We start from the raw sequence: 12,589 nt of genomic DNA on the forward strand, positions 1-12,589 counted from the left end.
TTTTTTGAGCCAATCGGGGCGTCATTGGTGGCTTTTCCGATGTCTTCGGTACCAGAAAAAACCAAACGTCAGGCCGGATACTATTACACTTCCACTGACCAAAACGTCAGGGATATTGAGATTCAATGGAACCGAAGAATGGTTGGTTGAAATTTCTTCGGTAGTGATATCATGGGTGTCATAAACCAGGGTATTGGCTAAGCTAACCAAGTTGACTGGCTGAAATTCCAGGCCATTAAATTGGGCTCTGAGTTGCCCTTCCCTGTCAATCACATAGGTCACCCGATCCTGCTCAGTCTGAACGTCTGGACTTACCTTCATGACATCTAGCAGATCAACTAGTCGATTTGTGGTACCGGGTGCTTGGCCATTAATAGGGAGACCTTTCCAGTTAATCGGGTTAAGACCGAACCGCTCTATAAAGCTAGAAGTCAGCACATTATCTCTTTCGATCATTTCGGTGCTTGTTATCAGGGTGATGAAGCGCACCTGATCGATCATATGGGCTGAGTTAACCATCTTTTGGAGCTTAGAGATTAGTGTCATATGCCCGGCGCAATCGGCCTGGCAATCCTTGTCGGCAATATTCAGAATACTGATTTTTCGATCTATAACGGCTTGGCGGACATTCTCTTCTAAGAAGAATGGTAACGGCAATGACGCATCAGTCTGATCTATAAATTCTACATTGGGTTCTTTTGAGCGCAGTTCAGTTTCTACAGCTTCAAGTGAATGTGAAAAGGCAGCTCTCGGAAATGATTGCCCAAATAGTATTAGTGTTAGCGCAGCTACCACAGCAAATAATGATCTCATCAGTTTTCCTGCTATCTTCGAATGACCATAACCACGACATCGGTTTACCAGAAACATGTGCTCCGGAACAACTGATAGGCGCGGGATTAACCTAAATCAGCCTGTATTATTGCGGTTCAACTTTGGCGGGTAACGGTCAGGAGGAGATGGCAGCAGAAACTGAAAGGGTTGAATATAGAGTCTCTGTACAGCCGACGTAAGAGTGGCAATATACGTACATGACGAGAACAGCATTGTCGATGCGCTACATATTGGCAAATCGCAGGTGATGGGTTGGTTTTCAAGTTGAGTGCAAGTCTTACTTTGTTCGAATATTTCCGAACTGCCGACCGGCGCGTCATTTATACCCATAGTCTTTACATTGCCAGTCGATAGTACTGACAGACTCAGGAGCAGGCTCAACACGGCGAGGTAAGCCAGCGGGCATAGTAAAGAAGCAGGTTTCATGGCGCAGAATTAAAGCATCAACTACCTGAGCATTCAAGCGATGTCATTTTGCTGATGTTTCGAGTGAACTAAAGGACTTGACCTTATAGTCTACTTAAAGGTTACCCTCGTGTTGTTAGTTAAGGCACACATAGTTTTCAAACGGTGGTTTAGGTATTTGATGCAAATCCAAGAGGACACAATGGGAGAACTCGTTGAAATTGGAGTCCAAGGCATGTCGTGCGGATCCTGCGTGGCTCGGGTGGAGAAAGCACTGGGTAGCCTGCCGGGTGTCGAATCCGCTCAGGTTAACCTCGCCACTCAAAAGGCCGCCCTTAGGTCGGAAAATGGAGTTGACCTAACAGGTGTGGTATCCGCTCTGGAAGAAGCCGGCTACAAGGCGCATAGCGATGAGGTGAAGGTTCCAATAGGGGGTATGAGTTGTGGTTCCTGTGTTTCCCGTATCGAAAAATCTTTAAAGGAACTACCGGGCGTGACCGGTGTCAGTGTTAACCTAGCAAGCCAAAAGGGAACCGTTTGGTTTTTGCCTAACGTCGTGTCGATAGCACGAATTCACCGCGCCATTGAAGAGGCCGGATATCAGGCTCAGGGTATAGCCCACGACGATTCTTCTGAAAAACCGGATGACGCAGGCATTCATTTGCGTAATCAGGTTGTGATAGCGGCTCTGTTGACCTTCCCCGTTGTTATAATCGCTATGGGCAAAATGCTACCCCTTTTGGATGCACTGTTTACCAGCGTGATGCCTCACCGGGGCTGGATGGCCGTTGAATGGATTTTGACCACGCCGGTAGTCTTCTATGCGGGTGCCCGCTTTTACCGAGCCGGCGCTGCCGAACTGAAGCACCTGAATCCGGGTATGAACAGCCTGGTAATGATTGGTGTCAGTGCCGCCTATTTGTACTCGGTGGCCGCCTTGCTGGTACCGGACTTTTTCCCGGTTGGAACGGCGGAAAGCTATTTTGAAGCAGCAGCGGTAATCGTCACGCTGATTCTACTTGGACGCTACTTTGAGCACATTGCCAAAGGTCGCACCTCTGAAGCGATAAAAAAGCTGCTGCAATTACAGTCCAAGATGGCACATGTATTACGCAATGAACAGATCGTGGACATATCTGCGGATGAGCTCGTCGCCGGTGACCTCATCCTGGTTCGCCCGGGCGAGCGTATTCCTGTTGATGGTGTGGTTGTAGAAGGTGAGTCATACGTTGACGAGTCAATGATCAGTGGCGAACCGATGCCAGTAAGAAAACTAACAAAAGCCGAGGTTATCGGCGGTACCATCAACAAAAACGGCGCCCTGACTTATCGGGCTACGCGCGTGGGTTCAGACACATTGCTGTCCAAGATCATCAGGATGGTAGAGTCTGCACAGTCAGAGAAGCCACCTATTCAGCAGTTAGCCGACAAGATCGCCGGTATCTTTGTTCCAATCGTCATGCTCATTGCCGCCGCAACCTTCGTTGCGTGGTTAGTCATGGGGCCAGAACCGGCTTTGTCATTTGCTTTTGTTACCACGGTCAGTGTGCTGTTGATCGCCTGCCCTTGTGCGATGGGATTGGCGACCCCGACGGCTATCATGGTGGCTACCGGTAGAGGTGCCGAAATGGGTGTGTTGTTGCGCAAGGGTGCGGCGCTGGAAACGCTCGCCAGAATGGACACTATTGTGCTCGACAAGACGGGCACCTTAACTAAAGGGCGGCCCGAGCTGACGGACTTTGTTGTGCTGAAAGGTCAGGAAGCCGAAGTGTTGGGTTGGGTAGCGGCCGTCGAGGGACAGAGTGAGCATCCGATTGCCGAAGCAATAGTACGGGCCGCTCATGAGAGAGGGCTGACGGTACCTACGGCCAGCCAGGTTAAAGCCATGCCCGGTTACGGTATTTCGGCGGAAGTTGACGGTCATAAACTGTCTATTGGTGCAGATCGGTACATGAGCTTATTGGGGATCGACCTAAACGACACTCTCAATCAGAGAGAGGCCTTGGCCGGCCAGGCCAAGAGCCCACTGTATGCAGCGGTTGATGGCCATCTGACCGCGATAATCGCCGTTGCCGATCCGGTAAAAGAGGAGGCTGTTGAAGCTATACGGTCACTTCGGACCAAGGGCCTGAATATCACGATGCTAACCGGAGACAACAGTGGCACAGCCAATGCCATCGCCCGTCAGGTGGGCATTGAGCATGTATTGGCCGAAGTACTGCCAGATCAGAAGGCCGATGAAATCAAACGGTTGCAAAATGAGTGTCGCCGTGTTGTTTTCGTTGGTGATGGTATCAATGATTCACCGGCGCTGGCTCAAGCTGATGTTGGTATCGCCATGGGCACCGGAACAGATATAGCGATTGAAGTCGGCGACGTCGTATTGATGCGTGGTGACCTTAACGGTATTAATGATGCCATTGCCTTATCCCGGCGCACTCGTCGAACCATTCTCACAAATTTTGCTTGGGCCTACGGATACAATGTGGCGTTAATCCCTGTGGCTGCCGGTGTACTCTACCCAATAACAGGCTTTTTACTTAGTCCAGTACTAGCCGCCGCTGCCATGAGTATATCCAGTGTGTTTGTATTGACCAATTCGCTGCGCTTGCGACGATTTCAGCCCAGTTTCTCCAAAAAACATTTGGGTGCCAATTAACATGATCACTACCAAGACCGTAGTTAAATATTAGTCGAGTAACTTAGAGAGTAATTATGAGGTTCGAAATATGATGACAATGATGGATGGAGGGACTTGTGGCTGGGCCATGATGGCTGGTATGGGATTTATCTCAATATTGCTGATTACGATGCTCGTATTGGGTATTGCTGCCTTGGCCAAATATCTCTTTAAAAGAAGTTAAAATGACCATTAGACTCATCACATTCACAAAGGTATACAAGCTTTGAAGTCCACTAACGTTTGTTTTCAAGTGCAATGATCAGAGACCAGAGGTTTTGGACTAAGTTGCTAACGGGAATGGCAGCGCTGGTGGCGCTTATCATTATTTACTGGCTACTTCATAGCAGCGGCATGATCGCTATACTGACCAGCAAAAGCGAACTTCGGTATCTGATAAGTCAACTTGGATGGTTGGGGCCTGTTGTGATCGTCGCACTAATGATGTTAGCGATTGTTATGAGCCCTATTCCTAGCGGCCCCATAGCCATGGTTGCGGGAGCGGTTTATGGACCTGTACCAGGTACCATTTATGTCGTACTTGGTGCTGAAGCCGGTGCCATTATCGCTTTTAGTCTTTCAAGGTTCTTTGGCTATCAGGTTGTGCAGCGGTTGCCACATGCACAGACGTTAATGACATGGTTGCATCGGGATCGATCCCAGGCTGGACTGATGATTATCGTTTTCGCCTCTCGACTGGTACCGTTTATTTCCTTTGATGCAGTCAGCTACGCTGCTGGTTTAACTCCATTAGCTTTTTGGCGCTTTGTGATTGCGACGTTAGCGGGTGTCATTCCTATGGCCTTTGTGATTACCTATTTTAGCGAGGCTTTGATATCAACAAACTCACAGGGTATGGCTGTGCTATTGATCTTAATCACGGGAATTACATTGCTTCCTCTGTTGGCAAAAGTCATACAGCTGTATTGGCGGGGCAAGTGAACCGCTTGAGGACCCTTTGAAACGGGTCTAAGCCTCCTGCTGTGTAGCCATAATTCAATAACCCAATGGGAGAACTGAACATGAAAGGTCTTACTATAGGCGAGCTTTCAAGGTTGACAGGCCTAGCCAGTCAAGCTATTAGGTATTACGAAAAAGAAAAGCTTATGCCAGCACCAGAGAGAACCGACTCGAATTACCGTATCTACAGCGAAGATGCCGTCGCACGACTTCATTTCATACTCAATGCGAAGCAGTGGGGGTTCACACTAGATGAAATACGAGAGCTACTAATACTTCAGGACGCTAACGGTAGTCGTGCAGAAGCCAAGCGAATTGCAACTGAGAAACTTAAGAGAATTCAGGCTCAGATCGAAAAGCTGACTCGGATTAGGGGAGTGTTGGAGAAAACTCTTACTGAGTGTTCAGGAGAGGGGCCCATGTTGGAAGGATGTCCGATTGTAGAGGCAATTGCGGACTCTGAATGATTAACAAAGGAAAGTTGAAAAATCTTTATCAGTTAATCCACTCGGAATAATGACTTATGAAATTGACCGTGATTTTTCTATTTCTGTTGCCGCCTTTGTGTTTCGCCGACAATACGTTCTCTCAGCGCATCGAATTAAACTTGAGTTTACCCCAGAATAATACCAGAAGTCAGACATTTCTACCCTCAGAATTGGCGTTTCAACCCAGTGCGTGGCTAGAAGACGAACGGCTATACATAAGTTTCACCAATGCTGAAGGCTACTACCTCCATCGCCATCAGTTTTCTGTTACTACCGAGCAACAGAGTGTTCACATCGGGCCACTATTTATACCTGCCGGGACGAATATCATTCATGAAACGCTGGGAGAAATGGAAGTATTTTATAATTCAGTGTTGTTGAGCGCACCAATTTACAGCGAAAGTAATATCGTCAATCTACTGAGTGTTCAGGTCTCGTATCAAGGGTGTTCCGATAAGGGCCTGTGTTACATGCCTCAGACCGCTACTTTGAATGCTAGTGTTCGTTTGCAGTCTGAGCCACTACTTCTCGACATCACACACTGATTCGACCGGCTTAGTATTGATGCCAATGTGAATATTGATTTTCTCTATCCTGGTATTCCGCCACTACTTGCCACTTCTATACTCAGTTTTATGGAGGGTGCTCAATGCGCTGGTATGTGTGGAGTCATAAAGAGCGCGTTGTCATAGTCTATACCGCAGTCGATGCGAAGACCTCGTCACATTTCTACGTTAAGGCTAGGTTACAGTGGCGGTCGTATAGTCAGTTATATGTCCAGTGGCGCATCCGCAGCCCTGGTAGTCAAAGTATTGAACCAAGCATTATATGAGGCCGCGCTGGTTCTCCGGCCATTGGTGGCAGTATTATTGATTATAATAGGCTTGTCATAGCGGACTGGTGGCGTGGCATGAGTAGAATCGAAGCGCTAGGGCGCTGTATTTGGCGCTTAGTGGAGCCATTAGGGAGGCGGCTTGTTCCTGTAACAAATACTTACAGAGCGATTGCTTTAGGGTCTATTTGGGGGGCTATCATGTGGTCTGGTTCACACTATGTTAGGCTGAATCATGGCGGCTGCAGAGCCTCTAACTGCAGCCGAATTGATGGGGCTTTTGGGCTAGGGACGTTGCCAACAGTGCTTGGGACAGGCATTGGGGCACAAAGGTAGTGTAATTGGTGCAACTCAAATGGGTACGGAGCGTTGCTGGTTCGGCTATTGTAATCTTAGCTGCTTGGCAAGATTTCTATTCAGTGCCTAAGTACTAGATGATAATAGCATCCTTAATGCACGAGCTATAAGCGAATGCCTGGTTTATGGCAGCTATTCTCAACTAAAGCGACATCCTCATGTGTCAATTAAGTGTCAATTAGACTACAACCGCTTGACCTTAAAGCCTACTTGAAGGGTACTTTTATCCAGAGAAAGAGACCTTTAGCAAGTAGGTAGGTCTGTCAGAAAGTTTGTCTATTGGTTGTTAATAAATGAGGAAAGCGGTTATGAACAAACAAAAAATTATTTACTCATTCGTTGCCACTTTAAGTGTCTTTAGTTCTGGGTTTCTTTGGGCCGATCAAAGCATGCAGGAAGGAAGCCGAAATGAAAGCTCTGCACACGGAGAAATGATGCAGCAAAATGGAATGGGTATGATGGATATGATGGACGAAATGGAATCAATGATGGAAAAATGCAATTTCATGATGGGAATGATGCAACAACATCACGACTCAACGGATTCCGAAAAAGTGGAAAACTGAGCGATCATTAGTGTCTAGTAGGTAAATTGAAAGAATGATAAAGCGGCCGATGAAGAGTTTTGTACCTTTGCTCCTTTTGTTGATGCTGAACCTGCCGGTCTCGGCGCACTCGCTCAATGATGCCGAAGCAGTAATCAAGGAACAGGAGCGATATGCCCAGTTTGTTGATCGAGTAGCACCGCCGTTCACACTCTTTGACACTCAGGGGAACCCTGTCTCAAAATTAGACCTTGCTGGTAAGGTTGTGGTGCTAAATTTTCTATACACACGTTGTGCCGATGCCTGTCCTCTACACATGAATTTGATTGCCCAGCTACAGGACCGCGTCTCGGAACAGGGGCTTTCCGGGCAGGTTGAGTTCATTACCATTGCTACGGATACTGAAAGCAATGTAGATCTCACTGTTGACAACATGAATGCCTACGGGCGCAACTTTGATCTGGCGCCGTCTAATTGGCGATTTTTATACCGTGATGCCAGTGGTGATCCGGAATTGACCCGCTCGTTGGCCGAGGACTATGGTTTAAAGTTTTCCAGTGTCAGTGAAGGGGTGCAGATGCATGGCCTGGTGACTCATGTTGTAGATCAGGAAGGTTGGTTGAAAGCACGCTTTCACGGCCTGGAGTTTAAGCCAGGGAACCTTGTGTCCTATCTGGAAGTGTTAGTGAAAGGCCCCAGTGCACTGAATGACAGTACCTGGGATGAAGTACATACTTATTTTGAAAATATGTTCAAATAGTGAGTGTCTGCGTTTACGTGTAGATACTGCTTTAGGTCGTTCCATTGGAGAACTTATGAAAATCATGAAATTTCTGGCGGTTTCCTTGATGTTGTTGTATGCCGCATCCAGTTTCGCATCGCAAACTGCGGCCAAGCTATATAAAAACCCAAACTGTGGATGCTGCGGTCAATATGCAGAGTATCTGGAGCGCAATGGTTTTGATGTAGAAGTAATTAATACAGAAGATCTTACTGCAATCAAATTGGAGCATGACGTCTCGGAGGAGATGTTCGGATGTCATACGACACTGATCGAAACTTACCTGTTTGAAGGACACATCCCGGTTGATATCGTCAATACCGTTTTGGAAGAAAAACCTTTCATACGCGGTCTCAGCGTCCCTGGTATGCCGGCAGGTTCTCCAGGTATGGGCGGAAACAAGCGCGGTTCCATCGATGTCTATGCGCTTAATTTTGGACCCATGACATCAAGCATTATTTACACCTCGTTCTAATTACCGTGCGGGGGGAGGCAAAAATGAGAATTAATTCGATACGACGGTCTATGATGACATTAGTTCTGGTCGCGACTTTGCTCCCTTTAAGCACGGTAGCAGAGCCTCCGGCCAGGACTGGCCCTGGCGGCTTGCTATTGTGGGAAACCCCTCAAGATATTGCGGCTGTCACTTTCGAGGATGGGAGTGGTAATGCACTCAGTCTGTCTGACTTTTCGGGGAAGTACGTGTTACTGAACTTGTGGGCTACCTGGTGTGGCCCATGCCGCGAAGAAATGCCAACTCTGGACGCGCTTCAATCCGAACTTGGGGGATCAAACTTTGATGTACTGGCGCTTTCCCTGGATCGTCAGGGGGCGGGCGTAGTGACCGAATTCTATAGAGAAATAGGTATCGAGAATCTTGGTGTCTATGTTGACGATTCCGGTATGGCGGGCAACAAACTGAGAGCGGTCGGTATTCCAACGACATTGCTGCTTAACACCGAGGGCCAAGAAATAGGGCGATTGGTGGGGACTGCTGAATGGAACAGTGATGAAATGATCAAGTTCCTAGCAGATATACTCTCCTAAATAGGGGGAAAGACTAATGAATTGCTGTGACAATGAGCCCAAAGATGGCCATAAACAATCTCGAAGAGCACGGATGTTCAATAATCCACGCCGTCTCCTTCTGATAGCCGCCGTTGCCATTGGCGCCGGTTTGCTATTCGGATGGGAGCAGTTGGTCCTGTTTGGTATTGCCCCAATTTTGATTAGCCTGCTTCCTTGTCTGGTTATGTGCGGCCTTGGGGTGTGTATGATGTGCAAAAACAAAAAGTCTGAAAACAAAACAGAGGACGGTGTAAGCCTGGTCGATACAAGGGCCGCTTCTAATCCGGGGTCAAGTGATTCTGTCGTACCTTCAGCCAATGTTAAATTTTAATACTAATGATTGAAATTGCTAACATCAGCCTGATAGCCGCCTTTTTGGCCGGACTGATTTCGTTTATATCTCCGTGCGTATTACCTTTGGTTCCCGGTTACCTGTCATTCGTGGCAGGCCGACCATTGGAAGAAATAAGAACTGCACAAACGCTGGACCGATTCCTGACAATGGGCCGGGCAACCTGGTTTGTTCTTGGTTTTTCTACGATATTTCTCATGCTGGGGGCAAGTGCGACTGCGATTGGCGGGCTATTACTCACCTACCGGCAAGAAACCAACCTACTTGGCGGGCTCATTGTTATTGTGTTTGGCTTATTCATGACTGGGCTGGTACCTATTCCCAGGTTGCAGCGGGAGTGGCGATTTTTCCACAAAATACCGCAGCGAGCAGGCCGACCACTGGCATCTTATCTGTTGGGTGTCGCTTTTGCCTTCGGCTGGACACCCTGTATTGGGCCAATACTGGGGGCCATTTTGACCCTGGGTGCCTCCTCGGCAAATATGGCGGGCGCATTGTCTTTGCTTGGAGTCTATTCGCTGGGTCTGGGTGTTCCTTTTCTACTAAGCGCTCTTTCGATTAACTCCTTATTAAACAAAGGAGCAGTCTTTCGCCGCTGGGGTCGAACACTGAATGTTATCGCCGGCGCCATTATGATTATTATGGGCGTTTTGATAATTACCGGGCAGTTGTCAGCTTTTTCATATTGGCTTTTGGCGACATTCCCGGTCCTGGGTAAAATCGGATAACTGGCATGAGAGCATAACTATGACTGCAGTTCACACAAGTAAACAGTACCTGTTAGCGTTAATTTTGATGACTGCGTTAAGCATGGCGGTTGAAGCAGAGCCAAGCAGTCAGGTACTACCAACATTGTGGTATGATTCCGCTGGGGATCAACTATACAAAGTGTCTGAAAACCGATTGTTTAAAAGCAAGACTTCAACGATTGACTGGCAGGAAATAGAAATACCTTCCGGTATGACGGGCTCTGAATTGACCTCAATTGTTACATCCACAGAGAATGCCCAGAGTGTCTATGTTGCTGGTTTGGGTTTGGGCGTATGGCGCAGTTCAGATGAAGGGAATGCCTGGGAAAGCTTGGATGGTGACCTACCTTCGAAGGACATCATGGCTCTGGCCATACATCGGGACCAGCCCGAAACTCTGTATGTTGTACTTGTACAAGATGGCATATACCGCACACAGAATGCAGGGAAAACCTGGACAAAAATGGACAGTGGTCCGGTAAAACCCATTCTTCGATTGATGCATTCAAACATGGAGGGAAGTATGGAGACAGGCTGGCTATATGCTGTTTCTGATGATGCCGTTCGAATCTCCATGGACTGTTTTTGTGGTTGGCGTCTTACTGGAATTATGAATATTGGAGCAGTCTACGATACTGTCTTTGATCCACAAAACCCCACGCAAGTATACGCTGCTACAGATACTGGTATTTGGTCCAGTTCCAATGGTGGTCAGGAATGGGAGCTGGGTAGCGATGCCGTTTCTATTGCTATTGCCTTTGTTCCTTCGTTGGGATTAGTTGGGCTCGACAGTAGCGGTAGCGTTTCTCGGTATATTGATTAGAAGGCTGCCAGGTCAATGTACAGCTTATTTTATAGAATCATTTTAGTTGCCTTGCTAGTGATGGCTGGTAATGGCATGGTTTACGGTAATTCTTTGGTGATTGAAGAAGGCCGGAGTGAAGGTCGTGCTGTATATGAGGCATATTGCGCAGGGTGTCATGGGCTTTCGGGTCAGGGACAAGCCGACTGGAACCAAAAAAATCAGCAAGGTGAATTGCCGGCTCCACCGCACGACCCTGAAGGCCATACTTGGAAGCATTCAGACAAAATGCTCTATAACATAGTAGCTAAAGGTTGGCGTGACCCATGGAATGATTCCAATCGGTTGACCATGCCTGCTTTTGAAAACATCTTGACACCTAGTGAGATCCGCAATGTAGTCAACTATCTCAAAACATTTTGGAATGCTGATCAGCGCCAACACCAGGAAAGCGAAAGTTTGACAGCTCCATTTCCTTAGGTGGTTGCCTGTATAAGGTAAGCGTCTAGCCGCACCATCTGTAGCGTACGTTCACAGTCCTTGACCCTGTTGTTTTCTTTAATTAGATATATCGATGCGAACTGTGAACGAACGACACGCGTTTTGCGCCGGGTATCTTAAAGCCTGCTCTGAAAATGGCCTGACCAAGTTTTCCTAATATCAGCAATACGGCGTGAATATCAAAAGCCTCTATTACTGACGATTATATAACCGACCCTTGGGCCTCGGTTGCCAGGCCCGTCGCGCTGGTACCGGCGTCAGTCCAAACGCCTCCTGCTAATACATCGGCCGACGCGTTGTTTTTTAGTCTTCACACTGGCTGGTCATTGGTAAGCGTTCGGCCATCACACCTTGTCAGATGATGACCAGTTGTGTGGTAGCAGTTCATTGATCGCACTCGCCTGCTGGGTTGGCAGCGGGGTGAGCACGTTTTCAGGTACGCATAAGGCTCGTGCCCATTCAGCTTCGCTGTCTGATCAGGCTCATGATTGCCACCGCACGTTGGTCACGGCGACCAGCCAGTTCGACCGGCCCAGTGCCCATGGACGTACTTGGTTTTCCACTCGATTGTTATCGATCGGCACTTTGCCATCATACAGGTAACGGATTAACGTTGCCCATTGCTTCAGGCTATAGTCCAATGCCTTGGCAATGGCCGAGCCCTCCGGTACCAACTGGCGCTGTCCGATCATCCAGTGGTGTAAGGCATCCAGTGTAGGTTTGGCGTGTTCCTGTCGTCGTTGCAGTCGCTGCTCAGCGCTCATGTCTTTGAGGTCCCGCTCCACATCATACGGACGTTGGATATACGACAGCGTCTGAGCTGCTAAGTGGCTCGTTTTTCTCGCATACAGATCGAAGAACTTGCGACGTGCATGGCGATTTCCGTGACGCCGGCGGCAAAGCTGGCCTTGTAGCCACCGAAGTCGTTGCATACCAGTTTTCCAGTCCAGACACCGAGGAACACCACACCGCAGGCACCCACCCAGTCCGCCAGGGTTGAGCGGTCGATGATAAAACTCGCATGGGCAAAGGTCTTCTCTTGCCGGTACTGCTGCAAGAGATCGGCGTGCTTGGCGATCAACACCTGGGCCAGTAACCCGGTCGCCGGGATGCCTTTATCGATGAAGTGGCCTGCCAAATCTGATCCATCCCTATCATGACAGCAACGTTCGCAACCAGGGCAGACACCACACGGCCGCTGATAGGGGCTAGTGCACGACAGCGTTACCCCGAAC

Annotated in this window: 13 protein-coding genes and 1 pseudogene; 12 read left to right on the top strand and 2 right to left on the bottom strand. The window is 48.3% G+C overall.

Translation table 11 applies throughout. The annotated features are described in order from the left end of the window. Window positions 1-21 precede the first annotated feature (21 nt). Window positions 22-813 (bottom strand): hypothetical protein, encoded by a 792-nt coding sequence (locus tag EP166_RS11790; protein WP_127557167.1) that lies wholly within the window; start codon window positions 811-813, stop codon window positions 22-24. 628 nt (window positions 814-1,441) lie between these two features. Between EP166_RS11790 and EP166_RS11795 the strand changes: the two genes are divergently transcribed. The 12 genes from EP166_RS11795 to EP166_RS11855 all read left to right on the top strand — a co-directional run bounded on the left by EP166_RS11795 (window position 1,442) and on the right by EP166_RS11855 (window position 11,333). Next, window positions 1,442-3,898: a heavy metal translocating P-type ATPase gene (locus EP166_RS11795; protein WP_127557169.1), complete on the top strand. Its 2,457-nt coding sequence runs from the start codon at window positions 1,442-1,444 to the stop codon at window positions 3,896-3,898. A 321-nt stretch (window positions 3,899-4,219) separates the two neighbouring features. Next, window positions 4,220-4,861 carry a TVP38/TMEM64 family protein gene (locus tag EP166_RS11800; protein WP_246026279.1) on the top strand — a complete coding sequence of 214 codons (642 nt, stop codon included), beginning with the start codon at window positions 4,220-4,222 and terminating at the stop codon, window positions 4,859-4,861. 80 nt (window positions 4,862-4,941) lie between these two features. Further along, window positions 4,942-5,346, top strand: coding sequence for a heavy metal-responsive transcriptional regulator (locus tag EP166_RS11805; protein WP_127557173.1), 405 nt, complete (start codon window positions 4,942-4,944; stop codon window positions 5,344-5,346). A gap of 56 nt (window positions 5,347-5,402) precedes the next feature. Beyond that, on the top strand, window positions 5,403-5,912 hold the full coding sequence (locus EP166_RS11810) for a protein-disulfide reductase DsbD domain-containing protein (RefSeq protein ID WP_127557175.1): 510 nt from the start codon (window positions 5,403-5,405) through the stop codon (window positions 5,910-5,912). 162 nt (window positions 5,913-6,074) lie between these two features. Then, window positions 6,075-6,260, top strand: a complete 186-nt coding sequence (locus EP166_RS21745) for an urease accessory protein UreH domain-containing protein (RefSeq protein ID WP_127557177.1) — start codon at window positions 6,075-6,077, stop codon at window positions 6,258-6,260. 604 nt (window positions 6,261-6,864) lie between these two features. Then, the gene (locus EP166_RS11820) at window positions 6,865-7,122 is read left to right on the top strand and encodes a hypothetical protein (RefSeq protein ID WP_127557179.1); all 258 of its coding nucleotides are present in this window, start codon (window positions 6,865-6,867) and stop codon (window positions 7,120-7,122) included. A 49-nt stretch (window positions 7,123-7,171) separates the two neighbouring features. Next, a complete protein-coding gene (locus EP166_RS11825) occupies window positions 7,172-7,861 on the top strand; it encodes an SCO family protein (protein ID WP_127557181.1) in 690 nt (229 codons plus the stop codon). Window positions 7,862-7,916: 55 nt separating this feature from the next. Further along, complete coding sequence (locus EP166_RS11830) at window positions 7,917-8,357, top strand: DUF411 domain-containing protein (RefSeq protein ID WP_127557183.1); 441 nt, start codon at window positions 7,917-7,919, stop codon at window positions 8,355-8,357. Window positions 8,358-8,407: 50 nt separating this feature from the next. Beyond that, window positions 8,408-8,929, top strand: a complete 522-nt coding sequence (locus EP166_RS11835; protein WP_246026280.1) for a TlpA family protein disulfide reductase — start codon at window positions 8,408-8,410, stop codon at window positions 8,927-8,929. A gap of 357 nt (window positions 8,930-9,286) precedes the next feature. After that, window positions 9,287-10,030, top strand: a complete 744-nt coding sequence (locus EP166_RS11845; RefSeq protein WP_127557189.1) for a cytochrome c biogenesis CcdA family protein — start codon at window positions 9,287-9,289, stop codon at window positions 10,028-10,030. 19 nt (window positions 10,031-10,049) lie between these two features. Then, window positions 10,050-10,874, top strand: a complete 825-nt coding sequence (locus EP166_RS11850; RefSeq protein WP_127557190.1) for a WD40/YVTN/BNR-like repeat-containing protein — start codon at window positions 10,050-10,052, stop codon at window positions 10,872-10,874. A 15-nt stretch (window positions 10,875-10,889) separates the two neighbouring features. Continuing rightward, window positions 10,890-11,333 carry a c-type cytochrome gene (locus EP166_RS11855; protein ID WP_127557193.1) on the top strand — a complete coding sequence of 148 codons (444 nt, stop codon included), beginning with the start codon at window positions 10,890-10,892 and terminating at the stop codon, window positions 11,331-11,333. 365 nt (window positions 11,334-11,698) lie between these two features. Here EP166_RS11855 and EP166_RS21505 read toward each other — a convergent pair. After that, window positions 11,699-12,522: pseudogene (locus EP166_RS21505) on the bottom strand (IS66 family transposase); the annotation flags it as partial. Window positions 12,523-12,589: the final 67 nt, after the last annotated feature.

The organism is Saccharospirillum alexandrii (genome assembly GCF_004000275.1).
Taxonomy (GTDB): Bacteria; Pseudomonadota; Gammaproteobacteria; order Pseudomonadales; family Natronospirillaceae; genus Saccharospirillum; species Saccharospirillum alexandrii.